This window comes from Solibacillus cecembensis, assembly GCF_050272495.1.
GTDB classification, from domain to species: domain Bacteria; phylum Bacillota; class Bacilli; order Bacillales_A; family Planococcaceae; genus Solibacillus; species Solibacillus cecembensis.
The window spans coordinates 1-19,255 of record NZ_JBNNMF010000027.1 but is presented as its reverse complement, the minus strand read 5'-3'; the positions used below and the strand labels follow the sequence as shown (position 1 = coordinate 19,255).

Annotated in this window: 18 protein-coding genes; 3 read left to right on the top strand and 15 right to left on the bottom strand. The window is 37.8% G+C overall.

Annotated elements, in window-relative coordinates:
• Positions 1–51: 51 nt before the first annotated feature.
• The gene (locus tag ACQKIH_RS19085) at positions 52–1,194 is read right to left on the bottom strand and encodes a cysteine desulfurase family protein (protein WP_057984019.1); all 1,143 of its coding nucleotides are present in this window, start codon (positions 1,192–1,194) and stop codon (positions 52–54) included.
• A 32-nt stretch (positions 1,195–1,226) separates the two neighbouring features.
• Positions 1,227–1,646: a cysteine metabolism transcriptional regulator CymR gene (cymR, locus tag ACQKIH_RS19080; protein WP_057984021.1), complete on the bottom strand. Its 420-nt coding sequence runs from the start codon at positions 1,644–1,646 to the stop codon at positions 1,227–1,229.
• Positions 1,647–1,762: 116 nt separating this feature from the next.
• On the opposite strand from cymR, the gene ACQKIH_RS19075 reads away from it, so the two are divergent.
• Positions 1,763–3,043 carry a replication-associated recombination protein A gene (locus ACQKIH_RS19075; RefSeq protein WP_427768265.1) on the top strand — a complete coding sequence of 427 codons (1,281 nt, stop codon included), beginning with the start codon at positions 1,763–1,765 and terminating at the stop codon, positions 3,041–3,043.
• Positions 3,044–3,101: 58 nt separating this feature from the next.
• Here ACQKIH_RS19075 and ACQKIH_RS19070 read toward each other — a convergent pair whose 3' ends face one another.
• Together ACQKIH_RS19070 and ACQKIH_RS19065 are read right to left on the bottom strand one after the other, a co-directional pair.
• The gene (locus ACQKIH_RS19070) at positions 3,102–3,602 is read right to left on the bottom strand and encodes a GTPase (RefSeq protein ID WP_427768264.1); all 501 of its coding nucleotides are present in this window, start codon (positions 3,600–3,602) and stop codon (positions 3,102–3,104) included.
• A gap of 167 nt (positions 3,603–3,769) precedes the next feature.
• Positions 3,770–4,180 (bottom strand): aminopeptidase, encoded by a 411-nt coding sequence (locus tag ACQKIH_RS19065; protein ID WP_427768263.1) that lies wholly within the window; start codon positions 4,178–4,180, stop codon positions 3,770–3,772.
• A 173-nt stretch (positions 4,181–4,353) separates the two neighbouring features.
• Between ACQKIH_RS19065 and ACQKIH_RS19060 the strand changes: the two genes are divergently transcribed.
• The gene (locus ACQKIH_RS19060) at positions 4,354–5,811 is read left to right on the top strand and encodes a methyl-accepting chemotaxis protein (RefSeq protein WP_427768262.1); all 1,458 of its coding nucleotides are present in this window, start codon (positions 4,354–4,356) and stop codon (positions 5,809–5,811) included.
• Positions 5,812–5,902: 91 nt separating this feature from the next.
• On the opposite strand, the gene ACQKIH_RS19055 is transcribed toward ACQKIH_RS19060, so the two are convergent.
• The 11 genes from ACQKIH_RS19055 to ACQKIH_RS19005 form a co-directional block, all read right to left on the bottom strand.
• Positions 5,903–6,664 carry a tRNA threonylcarbamoyladenosine dehydratase gene (locus ACQKIH_RS19055; RefSeq protein ID WP_427768260.1) on the bottom strand — a complete coding sequence of 254 codons (762 nt, stop codon included), beginning with the start codon at positions 6,662–6,664 and terminating at the stop codon, positions 5,903–5,905.
• Between the two features lie 351 nt (positions 6,665–7,015).
• Positions 7,016–8,020 carry an asparaginase gene (locus tag ACQKIH_RS19050; protein WP_427768259.1) on the bottom strand — a complete coding sequence of 335 codons (1,005 nt, stop codon included), beginning with the start codon at positions 8,018–8,020 and terminating at the stop codon, positions 7,016–7,018.
• Positions 8,021–8,147: 127 nt separating this feature from the next.
• Positions 8,148–9,308, bottom strand: coding sequence for an ROK family protein (locus ACQKIH_RS19045; protein WP_057984032.1), 1,161 nt, complete (start codon positions 9,306–9,308; stop codon positions 8,148–8,150).
• A 100-nt stretch (positions 9,309–9,408) separates the two neighbouring features.
• Entirely contained in the window at positions 9,409–10,470 is a 1,062-nt protein-coding gene (locus tag ACQKIH_RS19040) for a Gfo/Idh/MocA family protein (RefSeq protein WP_057984034.1), read from the bottom strand.
• A complete protein-coding gene (locus tag ACQKIH_RS19035; protein ID WP_057984035.1) occupies positions 10,467–11,354 on the bottom strand; it encodes a sugar phosphate isomerase/epimerase family protein in 888 nt (295 codons plus the stop codon). Before ACQKIH_RS19035 ends, ACQKIH_RS19040 begins: the two co-directional genes overlap by 4 nt.
• 3 nt (positions 11,355–11,357) lie before the next feature.
• Positions 11,358–12,338 (bottom strand): ABC transporter ATP-binding protein, encoded by a 981-nt coding sequence (locus ACQKIH_RS19030; RefSeq protein WP_427768258.1) that lies wholly within the window; start codon positions 12,336–12,338, stop codon positions 11,358–11,360.
• On the bottom strand, positions 12,328–13,323 hold the full coding sequence (locus ACQKIH_RS19025; protein WP_057984039.1) for an ABC transporter ATP-binding protein: 996 nt from the start codon (positions 13,321–13,323) through the stop codon (positions 12,328–12,330). The genes ACQKIH_RS19030 and ACQKIH_RS19025 overlap by 11 nt, the downstream gene beginning before the upstream one ends.
• A gap of 22 nt (positions 13,324–13,345) precedes the next feature.
• The gene (locus tag ACQKIH_RS19020; protein ID WP_427768257.1) at positions 13,346–14,242 is read right to left on the bottom strand and encodes an ABC transporter permease; all 897 of its coding nucleotides are present in this window, start codon (positions 14,240–14,242) and stop codon (positions 13,346–13,348) included.
• A gap of 11 nt (positions 14,243–14,253) precedes the next feature.
• Positions 14,254–15,177, bottom strand: a complete 924-nt coding sequence (locus ACQKIH_RS19015) for an ABC transporter permease subunit (protein WP_057984044.1) — start codon at positions 15,175–15,177, stop codon at positions 14,254–14,256.
• A 67-nt stretch (positions 15,178–15,244) separates the two neighbouring features.
• The gene (locus ACQKIH_RS19010) at positions 15,245–16,852 is read right to left on the bottom strand and encodes a glutathione ABC transporter substrate-binding protein (RefSeq protein ID WP_057984046.1); all 1,608 of its coding nucleotides are present in this window, start codon (positions 16,850–16,852) and stop codon (positions 15,245–15,247) included.
• A 345-nt stretch (positions 16,853–17,197) separates the two neighbouring features.
• Complete coding sequence (locus ACQKIH_RS19005) at positions 17,198–17,881, bottom strand: response regulator transcription factor (protein WP_057984048.1); 684 nt, start codon at positions 17,879–17,881, stop codon at positions 17,198–17,200.
• A gap of 298 nt (positions 17,882–18,179) precedes the next feature.
• Here ACQKIH_RS19005 and ACQKIH_RS19000 point away from each other — a divergent pair, with 298 nt between their 5' ends.
• Positions 18,180–19,139, top strand: coding sequence for a c-type cytochrome (locus ACQKIH_RS19000; protein WP_427768256.1), 960 nt, complete (start codon positions 18,180–18,182; stop codon positions 19,137–19,139).
• The last annotated feature ends 116 nt before the right edge of the window (positions 19,140–19,255 follow it).

The following is a 19,255-nucleotide window of genomic DNA, read 5'->3' as shown; positions in this document are numbered from 1 at the left end:
CTATTCACCTTTTCTTAGACAAATTCGCGTAAAAGGCGCGAAGTCTTTACTTTATTTCACAAGTCGATTCACAATTTCTGCTGTACGCTTACCTGCTTCACGAGCGAGTGCATCTGTTAAGCCTAACCCAAAACTGAAGCGAATGGAACTACGAAGTTCTGGCGCATCATTGCCAAACATCGCCAACAATACATGTGATGGGTCAATAGTGCCTGCAGTACAAGCCGAACCACTTGATACAAGCACGCCAGCCATATCTAAATTAATTAAAAACGATTCAACATCTGTTCCTGGAAATGTCACATTGAATACATGCGATAATGTTTCTGTAGGGTGACCATTTACCTGAAAAGAAATTTCCGCCACTTGGAATTCTTCAATTAAAATGGCTTTAAATTGCTTGTATTGCTCGTTTCGCATTGTTGCTTTTTCACTAGCGAGCTCTGCTGCTTTCGCAAACGCCACTGCCGCTGGAACATTTTCAGTACCTGCACGACGTTTTTTCTCCTGTGAGCCACCATACATAAAGCTTGCGAACTTCACATCTTGCTTTGCATATAAAAAACCAATGCCTTTTGGTCCATTCATTTTATGGGCAGATACACTTAATAAATCAATATGCATCGCTTGTACATCTATTGCCTCTAAACCAAATGCTTGAACAGCATCTGTATGGAATGTTGCAGGATGGTCACGTAGTAATGCCCCAATTTCTGCAATAGGCTGAATTGTGCCGACTTCATTATTTCCAAACATGATTGTCACTAAAATCGTATCCTCGCGTAGCGCCTGCTGAACATCCTGGATACGAACGCGACCTGTTGCATCAACCGGTAAATATGTTACTTCAAACCCTTCACGTTCCAACTTTTCACATGAATGTAACACAGCATGATGTTCAATTTGCGTTGTAATAATATGTTTCCCTTCCGACTTGCGGGCATATGCAGTGCCAAAAATAGCGGTGTTATCGGCTTCCGTACCACCACTAGTGAAAATAATTTCAGTCATTTTGGCATTAATTTTTTTCGCTAATGACGCGCGTGCATCATCTAATACTTTACGAGCATGGCGCCCGTCTGTATGAATACTTGATGCATTTCCATGTATGTCCGCCATTGTCGATGCTAACGCTTCAATAACTTCTGGTGCAACCGGAGATGTGGCAGCATGATCAAGATAAATTGTGTTCATCAAACGTGAAAACTCCTTTAGTAAAAATTTCTTTAAATGTAAAACATATAGCCATCTATTGCATCTGAATCGCTAAATTTCGCTAAATCTTCAATAGATGTCGTATCTAATACATGTTTCACAGCATCTCGAATTCGACCCCACAACTCACGCTGAGGCGCTTCTTCATTTTCTATTCCCTCTACCGGTTGAATCGGTCCTTCCAAAACGCGAATGACATCTGCAGCAGAAATATCGGCTGGTTTATGCGCTAACATATAGCCCCCATAGGCGCCACGAACACTTTTTACAAGTCCAGCATTTCGGAGTGGCGACACAAGTTGTTCTAAATAAGCTTCTGATAATTCCTTTTCCGCAGCAATTTGACGGAGTGGCGTTGGTCCTTCTCCGTAATGCTTTGCTAATTCAATCATTATCGTTAAACCATAACGACCCTTTGTTGAAATTTTCATAATAACACCTCTTTTTTCTAGTCCATTGATATGCATTATTATAGCACATTTCCTTTTATTCCACTCGGAAATACTTTATGATGAATAGACGAAATCACAAAAAGGGGAGAAAATCAATGCAAAACGAGCCACTCGCATACAAAATGAGACCGCGCAATTTACGAGAAATCGTAGGTCAGCAGCAAATTATCGGTCCTCCAACCCCGCTTTTTAAAATGATTGAAAAAGGGCACGTTCCTTCTATGTTATTGTATGGTCCTCCTGGCGTCGGAAAAACGTCGATTGCCAATGCCATTGCAGGAAGCTCCCATTTGCCCTTTTTTTCATTGAACGCAACACATGCAGGAAAAAAGGATATCGAGCAAATTGTGATGGATGCACGGATGAGTGGCAAAGTCATTTTATTTTTAGATGAAATCCATCGTTTCAATAAACTCCAGCAAGATACGCTGCTTCCCCATGTTGAAAATGGCTCAATCATATTAATTGGTGCGACTACGGAAAATCCATTTCATGATGTCAATCCAGCCATTCGTTCAAGATGTGGGGAGATTTTACAGCTTGAACGGTTAACAACAGAGGATATTCTCGACTTATTAAAATTAGCGCTTGAAGATAATACACGGGGGCTCGGGGAAATTCCCATTGACGTGACAGACGACCAGCTCGAACGAATTGCAAATGCTTCTAATGGCGATGCAAGAAAGGCATTAACTTTATTAGAATCCGTCTATTATGCCTCTGATGAAGTGGATGGTGTAACACAATTAAATGATAATGCGATCGATGCATTAGCAAAGCGCATTGGGGTTTTCGGGGATAAAGGCGGCTCTCATTTTTATAATTTATTATCCGCGCTCCAAAAATCGGTCCGCGGCAGCGATGTCAATGCGGCGGTATATTATTTAGCTCATTTATTAGAAAGTGGCGATTTAATAGCTGTTTGCAGACGACTACTCGTCATGGCGTATGAGGACGTTGGGCTTGCTAATCCAGCAGTCGGTACAAATGTTCAAGCGGCAACAGAAGCGGCGGTGAAACTTGGTCTTCCTGAAGCGCGCATTCCACTAGCTTCGGCGGTTGTTGAGATGTGCTTGTCCGACAAATCCAACTCTGCCTATAAAGCTTTGGATGCTGCTATTTCAGCGATCCATGTAGGCAAAACAGGCGCAATCCCAAACCATTTGAAGGATGCACATTACGCAGGGGCAACGGAACTAGGACATGTTGGCTATCAATATCCGCATAACACCCCAATTGGTACATTCGGTGGCTGGGTCAATCAGCAGTATTTACCTGATGATCTTGTAGGTACAGAATTTTATAAACCGGTCATTGCAGGAGAAGAAAAGCGAATGGCTGCCATTTATGAAAAATTGAAGGCATTTAGACAGTAGGAAGAGATTAATGGAAGTTTAAAACCCATTTTCTATCGAACAGAAAATGGGTTTTTGATTATTCGTATGTTTTTGTTAATGCATAAAATTCTGCTAAACACTCTTCAATCGAGTGATTTGTCGTAATTTCAGTTGGCACATCACTTTGAGGTGAAATGACTTCAATACTTTTTATTAGTTCTTCAACAAACTCTTCATTAATTTCTAATGAAGCATTCGGCAAGCAGGCTGCACTTTTTTGATACAGCTTGACAATATGCATTTTCGCTTCAACATCATGTTCATCAATTACATGAGCGTGTGATAAGCCTGTAAAATAAATAAGCTTTGCGGCAATATCCATATAAAGCACCCAATAGGTAGAACCTTTAGGAATTTCCCCATTATTTCTTCGAATGGACGCATTATAATTATTCGCCATTTTTTGTAAAACTTCATCTAACATTGAATACGCTTTTGACCAATTCGGTTTTGTATCAATATGATCAAATACAATTTCATCAACTTTAAATTTTAAGCTTGGCAAATTTAGTAACTCATTTTTAACATCAATATTCATTCATCGATTCCTCCCCTACTTACATCCCCATACGCCCTTTACATAACGTATCTTTACTATATCAAAAAAAAAACAGCTTTCTAAAAAAACGGGAAAATCATTGAAATAAAGTATTTTTCTTACCATTTTCCATCTTTTAATAGAATTTTACGTAATTCTATCATTCATTATTCTGACAATAATCGAAATACATATTTTGGATAATAACTCTGATCCATTAATTGCTGTTCATTCAATTGTGTAAGTTCACCAGAAGGTACAAATATCATCTCTTTATTTTTATATGCTTTGACAGCATTTATAGAACCATAAAAAATCCAAGTATATGAATCCACCCCTGACTGAAAATATTTTTCTTTATTTTCCTCCAATAATTGTTTTTGCAGTAAGACATTGGCCATCTTGAAAAAACTATCAGTTAATCGGTAATTTTTTGTTTGGAAATCGTATTCAGGGTCAACGATTTGTTGAGTATCAAAAACATGAATCACTTTCAAATCAGTATTTATGGCGAGTTCCACCGTTCCTACTTGGTCCATTAAGTTTAAACCTTTATATTCCAGTTCGTTAAAATGCATATTCTTTATTCTCCTTTTTATTTAAATTGACATTTTACCACAATAATAAATAATCAAAACATAAAATGAATGACTATTCAAAATTGACGTGACAAAGTGGTGAATTTATTGTATATATAAATGAAATGGAAAAATTTGAAATGGAAATCTTAATTTGAAAGAAGGCGTTTAAAATGATAGATGAACTCACGAAAAAAGACCTTTATGAAAAAAATACAATTTTAATGATTGTTTTTGGTATTGCAACGGGCTTAGGAGGAATTGCACAACTTATTCTCGACCGTCCAATTGGAATTGCACTCTCACTATTCATACCTGGTTTTATTGCACTTGTCTATTTCTTAATCCAACGACAGGTTCATGTATTACGACCGTATTTCCCTTATGTCGTTTTACTTGCAGGCGTAGTTTTGAATTACGGGACAATCATCTCAAACAAAGTGACGCTTGCTACAATTGTTATAAGTATTTTTATCCTCATTTTAGGCAGTATTCACAATAAAATTACTATTTTAATATTCGGCTATATTGGTTCAACATTCAGTTTAATTATTAATTTCACAATGGATACAAGTGGTTTTGCGGTCGACCCTGCCAATGTTTTTGTAACCCAAACATTAATGGCTGTAGCTCTATTATTACAAGTTCGCCAAAATAAGAAAATGCTTGTCAATGTCGAAAAACTTATGGGAGATGCAAATGAACGTGCTGTACATGAAGTATCATTACATCAACGATTAGAAACTTCTGTTCAAGGAATTACTTCCAAATTAGCACTGATTACAGATAGTACAAATAATGCAAGTGCTTCCAATCAACAAATGATGGCTTCTATTAAAGAAGTGAGCGTCGGGTCTCATAAACAATCGGATTATGTTGGATCGATTGTTCAAAATACAGCGGCAACTACATCCGAAATTGAAAATATGGGTGAAGAACTCCGTGGAATTATTAATGAGGCTGAGCATACGAGTAAAAATGCAGTTGACGGTGCTAATGTGATGCAAAGTTTAAAAAAGGAAATCGATCAATTTACTGACTTTTTCGACGAACTTAATACATCATTCCAATCCCTTTCAGAAACAATTACGGAAACAAATAATTTTGCCGCTTCCATTCAAAAGATTACTGAGCAAACAAATCTGCTCGCATTAAATGCATCCATTGAAGCAGCTAGAGCTGGCGAACACGGGAAAGGTTTTGCTGTCGTGGCTGAGGAAATTCGAAAACTCGCGGGCATTACAGACGATACGGTCAGCAAAATCGACCAAAACTTGGCGCAAGTGAATTTATTTAATAAGGAAACGCTAAATCGTCTACAAAGTGGGATTTCGCATATCGCGAATCAAGTGCAGATGGTGGAACATTCCAATTCAACTTTCACCGATTTGTTTAGCGCGATGAAAAATTTACAGCAAAGACTTGAGCAATTTTCAAGCAGTGCCCAATCTATTGAGATGAATAGTAAGTCTATTGAAATGGCAACGAGTGAATTTGCGGCAATTATTGAACAAAGCTCTATTTCGATTGATGAATTGAGTGTTGTACTTGAAAAAGTTAACCAGGAGCAACATCTAATTACGGAAAATATTGAGGATACTTATCAACAAGCCCTTAAAATTATGGCTTGAAAATAGTACCACTGAACTTTTTTCTAATACAAAAGGCAGGAATTTGATGTAATCAACATTCCTGCCTTTACTATTTTATTTGACGATTTAGTTAATCTTGCACGCGAGTAATTTTGATATCTTTTAAAATCGTATTAATGACCCAACTCGCCGCAAATAAACCTACTACAGACGGAACAAATGCATTGGATGAAGGTGGCATTTGGGCTTTGCGAATTTGTGCATCCGGCTTCCCTACTTGCTCCACAACGTCTGGACGAACGACAATCGGTGACTCATCTGAAAAGATAACAGGAACACCTTTTGGAATGCCCTCTTTACGAAGCTTTGTACGAATCACCTTTGCAAGTGGATCCGTATGCGTTTTCGAAATATCCGCAATTTTAAAGCGCGTTGGGTCCATTTTATTTGCTGCACCCATGCTTGAAATAATTGGAATTTGACGCTTTAAGCATTCTTTAATGACGTGGATTTTATACATAACCGTATCAGATGCATCGATTACATAATCAATACCTAGCTCAAAAAATTGCTCATACGTTTCATCTGTATAAAACATATGCATGTCAATTACTTCACACGCTGGATTAATGTCGGCAATACGTTCTTTCATAATTCCCGATTTTGATTTCCCAACCGTCGATAAATAGGCAACAAGTTGACGATTGACGTTCGTAATATCGACATTATCTTTATCGACTAATACGATACGCCCCACACCACTACGTGCACAAGCTTCCGCCGCAAACGATCCGACACCGCCTATCCCTAAAATCGCTACTGTTGTATTTTGTAATTGCGCTAATCCTTCTTTACCAATCGCAAGTTCATTACGCGAAAATTGATGTAACATCATTTAACCCCTCAATCTATATCATGCTACTAGGAATTATAACGATATCGATTCTCGGTTGCAAGTAAAGATTCATTACGTAAAATTTAGCCCATAAAAAAAACGCGATTAGAGTAAGCCGGTTGCTTCGTCCAATCGCAATCATTAGGGGAGGAAAATTTAAATATGGATCATCACCACAAGTTGAGGATGACAAATGGTTTAGAGCCGATAAATAGCGATTCCCGCAAGCATAGCGAATTGAAACTATGCTTGCGAAAACACGACCTTATCGACATGAAAATCAACCTCAAATTACGGCGAAGAATCACCAATAGCTACCTTTACTTTCCATTAAATCACTAAAAACGCCTATATGAATAGCTGGATGGTTGATACAATTTCTCCGACCACTACACCCGCATCATTTTTAATATGATTGGAACGAATTGCTTTCACATTTTTGATTGTCTCTTTATTTGCATAATCAATTTGTTCTAATAAATTGGCAATAATAATCGACCAAGGCATTTCAGAGCCATTCATAATTTTAAATACAAAGCTCAATTTTTCCTTCTTTAAGGAAAAGCAATATACTCCTTGTGCGCCACCTTTTGCTACAATGTTCGAGTCCATTAGCAACGTACTGCATATAAAGTTCTCAGATGCAATCATATTTGGATAGCCATTCATTAAATTCACAATTTGAATAACCGCATTTCTCATTTTTTCATCTTCAATTAAATGGGGATTCGCTAACTTTAAATAAGCAATTGCCATATTTCGAAGTGGGATGGCAAAATTCGGTGCCCCGCAACCATCCACCCCTAAAATTAACTGGTCTTCCGCTACTTCGCTCAAGTTCATGATGCAGTTTTTTATTTGTTGCTGCAACGGATGGTCGATGTCACAATAATTCTCAAATGGATAATCATTTGCTAAGCAAGCTGTTAAAAAACCTAAATGTTTCCCTGCACAATTATGATATAATTTCCTTTTTTCGTGCCTTTCATGTATATACTTTTCTTTTGCACCTTCATTCAACGGATAAGAAGCGGCACAAATTAACTGTTCTTCTTTAAATGGTAGTTTTTTTATCAGGGATTGCAATCGTTCTTGATGATATAATTCACCGCGCTGTGATGCCATAAAAAGCGCACTTTCTTCAGGTGTTATGCCCCATTTTTCAATCGCACCTTTTAAAAAAATCGGAATTGCTTGAAATGGTTTAGCTGCGGATCGAAAATAAACGGGTTCATGATTTTGCCCAACCGAGTAAATTTCTTCTTTCGCTCCATTCACACAGCTAAGTTGGCCTATGTGAATGTTTTCTAAAATGCCACCACGATATTCTTTTACAAACGTTTCGAAGCTCACATTACATCACAATCCTCTATTTAAATAGTTAACTTGCTTCAGCAGAAGCAAGTTAACGCCCCGGCGGATGTCACAGATTTTAAAAAGGTGGATTTTCGAGCCGACTCGAAAAAAAATCTGGACGCAATTACGCCGAGGCGTAATTGATTACTTGCTTTTGAATTTGCAGTGCTGCCCCTTTCACAACACCTACTTTCGCTTGATTGGAAAACTGTAAATCAAAATGTTGTTGAATGTCTGACCAAATATACTGCGAACACATTTCGCGAAGTTCTTGTTGGAAAAGTTCGTTATGTTCCACCATTTCACCGCTTACAATAATGGCTTCGGGCTCATATAAGCACGCCAAATTATTGATAGCCACTGCTAAATACAAGGCCACATCCTGTTGAATTTCGAGTGCCCAGTGTTCTTTTGCAATCATGCTCATTGCTAATTGTTCGATTGAATCGATATTTTTAGGCGCTCTTTTTAAGAGAGCACTTTCAGAAATATATAAGGATAAACAGCCGCGCTTGCCACAATGACAGTGCTCACCGTCTCCTTCTAAATTGACGGTAATATGACTAATTTCACCTGCACGATTATGCGTTCCCCGGTAAAGTTCGCCATCTAATAAAATCGAAGCCCCAATGCCTGTACCGATGCCCACTAAAATACAATTGGAAAACGTAGGGGCATACACATCGCCGATTTCGGCTAAGATTTGCATTTTTAATTCATTATCGACAACGACATCACAATCGAATCTTTCTTTCAAATCACTAGCAATATTGCAATTTCTCCAAAGTAATTGCTCTGATGAAAGGACGATTCCTTCATCATGGTTGATAACTCCTGGTATGCCAATCCCAATTCCTTGCAGTTTTTCTGTGGAAACGGCATTGGCCTCCAGCAGCTCATTGACACTATGCTGAATAATATCAAGCGCATCTTCATAGTGGTTTTTTACATTACATTTTACTTCCTTAAAATCAAGCAATTCACCGATAAAATCGACAATGCCTATTTTAATGACGAAGCAATCAATTTCGATGCCAATTGTAAATAAAGCGTCGCCACGAAGATGAATGAGTGTTGGCCTTCTTCCGATTAATGTTTCTTCTGTTAGCCCTTCATATAAGAACCCTTCTTGCTCTAACTCCTGTACAATTCTCGTTATTGTTGTTGGACTCATTTTTGTATATTTGGATAACTGAATTCTGGATACAGGTGCCATTTGGCGAATCGCATCTAAGACAATGTATTTATTTTGCTTTTTCATTTGCATTTGATCTTGCTTCTTCATGTTGATTCCCCCCTAAGAAAACTCATTTACAACCATTTTATGATAGGTAGTGCATTTGCTATATTTTCATTTTATTGGGAAATCATTAACGCATACCCTATCATTCGTAAACAATCTCTTTACCAAGACGGGCAGATTCGTAAACACCTTCCAAAATTTTCATGATTTCCACGCCATCTTCAACAGGAGCTTCCGACGTTTTTCCTTCTAAACAGCATTTCACAAAGGCGTTAACTTCGGTTTCAAAGGCATGAGCAAAATCAAATGTTAAATGATCCACTTGCGGATGCATATTGACAATTGTTTCATTAGCTTCACTGACAATTTTGAGTTCAGGCTCTAGCTCTGCCCCACCGTTTGTTCCATATAATTTAACAGCTAGTTCATCCTTTGCAGCATGCAGCGTATACGATACATCTACAAGTAAGGACGCGCCGTTTTCAAAGGTAATGAGTGCATTGGCCATATCTTCTACGGAATTTTTCGTTGCATCATAATCTGCTGTTTTATAAAATGACAAGTTTTCAACATGGCTTCGGTTACCTAAATGATGATACGTATGCCCGACAATCCGCTTCACTTTCGGTCTGCCCATCAAATACCAGCAAATATCAATAATATGCACACCAAGGTCAATTAAAGGTCCGCCTCCTGATTTATCTTTATCCGCAAACCAACCGCCTGGATTTCCGATGCGGCGAAGACATGTTGCCTTTGCAAAGTAAATTGAGCCGAGCGTATTATTATCAATAAACTTCTTTAATATCGTTGTATTCGTTGCAAATCGGCGCACAAATCCCACTTGAAACACTTTGTTACTTTTTTGCGCTACTTTTTGAATTTCTAATGCTTCTTCATACGTCATGGATAATGGTTTTTCAACTAAAACATGTTTGTTATTTTCAATCGCCGCCATTGCGTACTTTGCATGGGTATTATTCCATGTACAAATGCTAACCGCATCGACTTTAGGGTCTGCTAATAATTCCTCAATTGAGCTGAATACTTTTTCAATGCCATATTGATCTGCCTTTTCTTGTGCACGGGCGAGTGAGAAATCGTATACACCATATAAATGAACGGATTCATTTTTTTCATACGACTTTAAATGGAAATCTGAAATCGAACCTACCCCAATTACGCATACATTCAATTGTTTCATGATTTTACGACCTCACATTCTTCCCAAAATCTACGAACATTGTCCATCCCAATTTTTGATCCAGTTTGGCAATCTTCCATTCCTTCAAATTCGATCGTCAAATAGCCATCATAGCCCGATTGTTTAACAAGCTTAACAATTTGACGAATATTCAAATCGCCATGACCAACAATCGCGCCGCGGATGAGATTATCATGGACCGTTGTAAACCATTCGCCACCACCTGGATGCTCGTAAAAAGGACGAATATAAAAGTCTTTAAAATGAACCGTTGCTGCGTAAGGTAAATTTTTCTTTACGCCAACTAATGGGTCTTCATCAATACATAAAAAGTTCCCGACATCCAGCGTCGTTTTAAAATTATCGCGGTTTACTGCATGAATAAGCTGTTGCACACGGTCACTTGTTTGGACATTAAATCCATGGTTTTCAATCGTCGTCGTAATCCCAAATTGATTGGCATAATCCGCTAACAGCTGGCTCCCGCGCACCATTTTATCTAAATGCTCGTTATAGTAATGAATCGTCATATTTTCTTTCGGCATTGTAAACAATGTGACATCATGGCGCATGATTTTAATGCCCATATGATGCACAACGTCGATATGCTTTTTCAATCTTTCCACTTCAGCTAGTAATTCCTCTTCTGTTTCCTGTACAAAATTGGCAGGTAATGAATAGGCAGATAGCTCAAGTCCTAATACTTTTGCTTTGTCACGAATAGCCGTAGCGAGTTCATAATTATCGACAACTGAAAATTCGTAAGGCACTAATTCAACATGCTCCCCGCCATTTTCTGCAACCCAATCTAATACATCCAATACAGACATTTCATTTGTTTTCATTTTTTTTACCATGCTATACGTACTTAATCCAATTTTCATTTTCTACACCTCTTCTATTTTTTCTACAAAGTGACAAGCTACCGATTGCTGCTCAGTAATTTGTCGCATTTTTGGTACTTCTAATTTACATAGCTCCTGCGCGATTGGACATCTCGTATGGAATGTACATCCAGTCGGCGGATTTTTCGGATTCGGAATATCGCCCTTTAACGTTTCCTTTTTTCGACGTAGTAAAGGGTCCGCAACAGGAACAGATGCAATTAGCGCCTTCGTGTATGGATGTAATGGGTTGACAAATAATGCTTCCTTCGTTGCGATTTCAACGATTGAACCGAGATACATGACACCAATCTCATGGCTTATATGCTCTACTACACTCAAATCATGTGAAATGAATAAATAGGATAGCTGGTATTCCTGTTGCAGCTTTTTTAATAAGTTTAATATTTGGGATTGAATCGAAACATCCAGCGCTGAAACTGGTTCGTCGGCAATAATTAACTTCGGCTTTGTAATTAATGCCCGCGCAATGCCAATTCGCTGCCGCTGCCCTCCGCTAAATTCATGCGCATAACGATTCGCATATTCAGTGTTTAAGCCTACGATATTTAACATTTCTAAAACGAGATTCTCACGTTCTCCTTTAGAAAGTTTCGTATGAATAATTAAGGGCTCTTCAATAATCTCTTTTACTTTCATTCTCGGATTTAATGAAGCATATGGATCTTGGAAAATCATTTGCACCGTTTCACGCAAATCGCCTAATTCCGATTGCTTTAAATACCCCACTTCATTGCCATTTAACGTAATACTTCCTGAAGTCGGATCGATTAATCTCGTAATGAGTCTTCCTGTTGTAGATTTTCCGCAACCACTCTCCCCAACTAAACTAAATGTCGTTCCTTCTTTAATTTCAAAAGATACATCAATAACGGCATTCACAAACTCTTTCTTTTCAAACATCCCACCGGCAACCTGAAATTGTTTCTTTAAATTTTTCACTTGTAATAGTTTATTTTGCATGGAGTGCCACCTCCTTACTTGCATATAACCAACAGCTACAAAAGTGAGATTCTGTAATCGTCTCTATTTCAGGCTCATGTTCATGACATTTTTCCATCGCATTTGAACATCTCGGTGCAAATTTGCAACCTTGTGGCATGTTTTGAGGTGATGGTACGTTTCCAGGAATTGAATCTAATACTTCTTTTCGATCACCGATTTTAGGGACCGAATTAATCAAACCTTTCGTATACGGATGTTTCGGATTGGCAAATAGTTCAAACACATCCGCTTCCTCTACGACTTGCCCGGCATACATAACAACAACCCGGTCACACATTTCGGCCACAACACCCAAATCATGGGTAATTAATAATATTGCCGTGTCATTTTTTTCTTTTAATTGCTTCATCAACTCTAATATTTGCGCTTGAATCGTCACATCGAGTGCTGTTGTTGGTTCATCTGCAATTAATAATTCAGGCTCACACGCCATGGCCATTGCAATCATAACCCTTTGACGCATTCCACCAGATAACTGATGGGGGTACTCATTCATCAGCTCTTCTGCCCGACCAATCCCAACGCTTTTCAATGTTTTAATCGCATGTGCAGTACTTTGTTTTCGCGTAAGTTTCATATGCATTTCAATGGATTCCGTTAGTTGCTTACCAATTTTTAAGACGGGATTGAGTGACGTCATCGGCTCTTGAAAAATCATACTAATTTTTTTCCCGCGTAATTGACGCATACTTGCTTCATCCAATTTTGTTAAATCCGTTCCATGAAATGAGATAGAGCCGTTTTTTATTTCCCCCGATGTGCCATGAAATAATTTCATAATGGATAAGGAGGTAATACTTTTCCCGCTCCCTGACTCTCCAACAAGACCAAGTACTTCTCCTCTTTGAATCGAAAAATTGACCCCACGTAAAATTTTGATTTCCTGTTGATCTCTTTTAAAAATGGTTTCTAAATTTATCACTTCTAAAACGTTTTCGTTCACGTGCGCCTCCTCCCTACTTTGATTAATTATTTTTGATTTTCGGATCTAATACATCGCGTAAACCGTCGCCAATTAAATTAAAGGCAAGAACAGTTAAAAATATGGCAATACCCGGCATTAAAACAACATGTGTCGCAGTCCCTAAATAATCTCTACCACTGCTTAACATGACACCCCACTCCGGCATTTCGGGGCTCGCTCCAAGTCCTAAAAAACTTAAACTCGATGCAGCAAGAATAGCCGTTCCAACACGCATTGTGACAAAAATAATTAACTCACTAATCGTTTCAGGGAAAATATGCTTATACATAATTCGAACATGCGAGGCTCCCATCGACTTGGCTGCTTCCACATATACATTTTCTTTTGCATTCAGCGTTGCCCCTCGCACTAAGCGCGCAAATGATGGAATACTAAAAACCATAACTGCAATGATTACGTTATTAATTCCTGGCCCCAAAATAGCGACAATAGCAATGGCCAATAATAAATCTGGGAATGAAAATAAAACATCACATGTACGCATAATGATTTTGTCTATCCAGCCTCCAAAATACCCACTAATTAAACCTAAAATCGTCCCGAGAATTAATCCTAAAAATACGGCACTAAAACTTACGGTTAATGAAATTTTTGAGCCAACGATTAATCGACTGAAAATATCCCGTCCATATTCGTCTGTGCCAGCTAAATGTTTGGCACTCGGCGTTTCCAAAATCGCATTGTAATCTGGCTCAAAGGGATCATACGGTACTATGTATGGTCCGATAAATGCGATGACAATTAACAGCACAATGAAAATACTTGCGACTAAAGCAGCTTTTTGTTTTTTAAACGCTCTCCAAAATTCTCTTATGGGAGAGTATTTTGCATGTTTCACAACAATGGCGTCCTGTTTTACAAGTGATGATGACTGCATATCCTCTCCCCCTACGATTGAAGTTGAATTTTCGGATTTAATTTAGTGTATAAAATATCCACTATGAGATTCACAAGAATAAATTCAAAAGCAAATAATAATAAGGCTGATTGAATGACTGGATAATCTCGGAAGGAAATCGAATCAATTAACAACCTGCCCATGCCAGGAAAACTAAACACGGTTTCTACCACAACGGATCCCCCTAGCAAAAAGCCAAACTGAAGTCCCGCTACGGTAACAACAGATATGAGTGAATTTCTTAACGCATGTTGCACGATTACTGTCCGTTCCTTTAACCCTTTCGCACGTCCAGTACGAATATAATCGGACTGCATCGTTTCTAACATGGAAGACCTCGTAAAGCGGGCAATCATCGACATAATTCCTGCACCTAATGTGATGGATGGCAAAATATAACTACTAAAACCATTCAATCCACCCGTAGGTAAAATACCAAAAGTAACTGAAAAAATTTGAATTAGGATTAAACCTAACCAAAAACCTGGAAGAGAAATACCTGATACCGCTGTTACCATCCCTAAATAATCTGGCCATTTATTTTTATTGATTGCTGAGAAAATGCCGATCAATAGCCCCAGAATTGTCGCCCAAAACATCGATAAAAACGTTAAATAAATCGAAGGCATAAACCTTGTTTTGAACATATCAATGACTGGTAAGCCCGTTGTTAAGGAAGTTCCTAATTCCCCAGAAACTAAATTTTTCATATAGCTGAAATACTGCATAATAATTGGTTTATCAAGGCCCAAGCTTTTTCGAACATTTTCAACTTCCTCTAATGTGGCATCTTTTCCCGCAACTAAACGAGCTGGATCCCCTGGAATTAGATGGATGAATAAAAACGTCAATATGGAAACAACAATTAGTATCGGTATCATTTCAACAATTCGTTTCACAATATATTTCAGCATTTATACTCCCCTTTCCAATTTGATAAAAAGGTGACTTCCCTATTTTGTGAAGCCACCTTTTCCTCAACTAATTAATTTTCGCATTGGCAACGTCTAAGCCACCTGTTGGGTTCACAATAACACCGCTTACATTTGATCGAACACCATATAAAATTTCATCTACACCTAGGAAAATCCATGGTGCATCTTTATAAATTGTGTCTTGCAAGTTAGCATAAAGCTCTGTTTTTCTTGCTTCATCTGAAATCGAGTTTGCCTCATCCATCATTTTGTCTGTTTCTGGATTGTTATAATAAGCCGTATTTGCACTGTTTGGTGGGAATGATTCGCTATGGAATAACGGTTTCGTCGCGTTTGTTACATCCGATGCATACGACGACCAGCTTACATACCACATTTTCAATTTCGCTTCTTCTGGTGTTTGCGCACCGTAAATTTCATCAGAAAGAGTCGCTTCTTCCATTGATTTAATGATGACCGTAACACCAATTTGCTTTAATTGTTGTTGGATGAATTGCATACCTTTCATCGTGTCAGAGTTGGTATTTCCCCAAATTTCAATTTCCAATCCATCTGGGTATCCCGCCTCTGCTAATAAAGCTTTCCCTTTTTCAATATCTTGGTTATATACTTGTTGTTGCTTATAATAAAGCGTTTTAGATGGAATAATCGAATCGAGTGGTACACCTAATCCAGAATTAACTACTTTTAAAAACGCGTCTTTATCTACCGCATAGTTGAACGCTTGTCGCACTCTAATATCATCAAGCGGTTTTGAAAACGTATTTAATGATACATAACGTGCAATTGTTGATGGCACAGAATTAACCTTTACGTCCTTTGTATTCGAAAGTTCAGCTTGATTTTGTGCTGGTACAGGATAAATGGCATGCGCTTCCCCTGTTTTTAACATTGCTACACGAGAACCATTTTCAGGTACTGGTTTAAACGTCACTTTATCCACGCGGTCACCACCACCCCAATACTCATCAAAACGTTCAATTTCTAAATAATCACCTTGCACCCATTTCCCAAATTTATATGGACCCGTTCCAACTGGATTTTTCGGAATGTCCTCGATACTTTCTTTAATAATTTTTGGACTCATCATTTTTGCAACAGCAAAACGTGTCACCATGGGACCATATGGTTCAGATAAAGTTACTTTTATTTCATATTCTCCTAAAATTTCAACACCATTTACTAAGCTAAATCCACGTGAATATAAACGTAGACTGCTATCATTTGTAATTCGTTCAATATTCGTTTTAACCGCTTCCGCATTAAAGGCTTCCCCGTCATGGAATGTAACCCCTTGTTTCAGCTTAAATATATACGTCATTGTATCTTCACTAATTGTGTAATCTTCAGCTAACACTTTAATAATTTGACCTTCTGCATCAAACCCTAATAGCCCTTCCATCATGGCTGCTTGCACGGAGTTTGAATTCGTGTCTCCCGTATTATGGGGGTCCATTGAAATAAAGTTCTCATTCACAGCAATTACTAATTCTTGCGCTTTTTCACTAGTTGGTTTGTTACTATCTCCAGCAGTGCTAGATTCAGTTGATTCTTTTGCTGGTTCATTCACGGGTTCTGTTGAATCATCATTCGAGCATGCTGCTAACACAAAAATCATCGCAAAAAGAAATATAAAATTTTTTAATCCCTTCATTCGTTTCGCTCCCTTTGTAAAATTTATAAAAATATTTCCTTTTTAATGAAAGAAAATAGTTCTATCATTTTATTTTCTCCAATGGTGAAAATAAGTAGTTAAAAAATATATCTCCCATTGAAATGTTTACAGTTCATGAACATGTAGTTCTTGAAAAGCCTGTATTATGAAGGCTAACAAACAACTGGTATAGCTCGATACACTTGCGGCCATTTTTAATTTTATTCGTGCTCTTTTCTAAATATGCACCGCTTCCCGAAATTATTCCGTATCAAAAATAGGCCCATCAACATAGCAAATGTTGATGGGCCTATTTTGTCAATTAACTAGTCCACAATGAAAAAGTTAATCGTTTACATATTTATAGCCTATTCCACGAACCGTTTGAATACGTGTTGGCCTACTTGAATTCATTTCAATTTTTGACCGAATTTTTTTAATGTGAACATCAATTGTTCGATCTAGAACATCCTTCTCCTGGTAACCGTACAAATAATTAATTAAATCTTGTCGACTAAAAATCATATTTGGGTGCTCCATTAAATGATACAGCAATAAAAATTCATGTTTCGTAAAATGGATGATCTCATCGTGAAGAATAACCTCACCCTTCCTCGGTTTAATACATAAACCACGGTCCACGATTTTTTGACAGTATAATCCCGTCCGACGCAAAACCGCTTCCATTTTAGCAGTTAACTCAATCATTTCAAAAGGCTTTGTAATATACGCATCTGCGCCTATTTTTAAACCATTCACTTTATCCGCCACTTTATTTTTGGACGAAACCATTATGATCGATACTTCATTTCTTCCCTGCTCGCGTACCCATTCACAAAATTTTTCACCCGACATACCTGGGAGGATTAAGTCCAGTACAATCAAGCATGGATATTCCATTAAAAATAAATCCACTGCCTTTTCCGCATCATTCGCTGTTATAACATCAAAACCAGCACGTGTTAACCCATCTTTCATTATATTTTGTAATAATAAATCATCTTCAACTACTAAAACTTTTTGACGCATCTGCTTCACCTTTGATAGTTATTTGATATATTCGACCACTATTTTTTTCGTTTATCTTTTATTATAACAAATGAATGTTAAGTTATTATGAAGATATATCAATATATTAAATATCACCTTTCTGTATTGTTATAACTAGTTTTTAATGATATTAAAATAATTTTCCTTCCGAATTTAAATGTGAATAATTTGTATCAAATTCATTTTTAAACCTTTTTCACGTTAAATTGTGATTTTTCTCACAGCAAATTTTTAGTATAAAATATAAAATCAAGGTAACAAGAAGGGAGTGAGTAGCATGAATATCAAATCTTTATTCATGTCAGTCATTGGAATTATTATATCAATAAGTTGTGGCATCTTTGTTTACAATCAATTTGTTTCAGCTACTATCGATCAAGAAATAGCAAATTTAGAAGTATCTGAGGTTACGATTCAACAAGTTAATGCTGGAGCTCCTTCCAATAAAGCAGCATTTAATCCACCTAGTATGGACGATGTACCAGATGGACCTATGAAAGAAGCAATTTTATACGGATATGATTTAGTTAACGAAACACATAGTACGGCTTCCGATAAAGTCGGGGCAAATTTATCTTGTACAAGCTGTCACGCAGGTGCTGGATTAACAGAAGTTGCTACACTTGTAGGAGTAATGGCAGACTATCCAAAGTACATGCCTCGTCCAGATGATATTATCACAATTGAAGAACGCATAAACGGTTGTATGGTTCGCAGTATGAACGGCGAAAAATTTGAGACGAACAGTAAAGAATTAAAATCGATGGTCGCTTATTTTAAATATATTTCTGAAGGTGTCGAAATTGGCGGCGAGCGTCCGTATGCAAAATCAGTGGATATGAAAGTCATTCCTACACCAAGTGTCTCAGATGGTGAAACACTTTACCAAAAATCTTGTATCGCCTGCCACGCAGCAGATGGTTCAGGTAACGGTCCAAATGTAGGTCCAGCTTTATGGGGAGATACATCCTTTAATGATGGCGCAGGTATAGCACGTCTGTCAAAAATGGCTGGTTATATCCAAGCTTACATGCCAATTGGCGGAGAAAAATCGTTATCGGACCAAGAAGCAGCGGATTTAGCAGCTTACATTTTAACGCAAGATCGCCCAGTTTGGAAAAATCATGATAAAGATTGGGCAAACGGTGCTCCTTCTGATATCATGACTGAAGATCGTCGCAAACAAGCACAAAACGGCACGCTTAATTGGGATGAAGTTACAGCAGGTTTTAAATAACCATATTAAAAAGGTCACAGCATTGGGACTGACCCCCGTATATAAGACAGAGGTCAAAAAAGCATTTATCCAACCAGTTGTCGGTATTGAACCGGCGACTGGTTGTTTAATTTCGC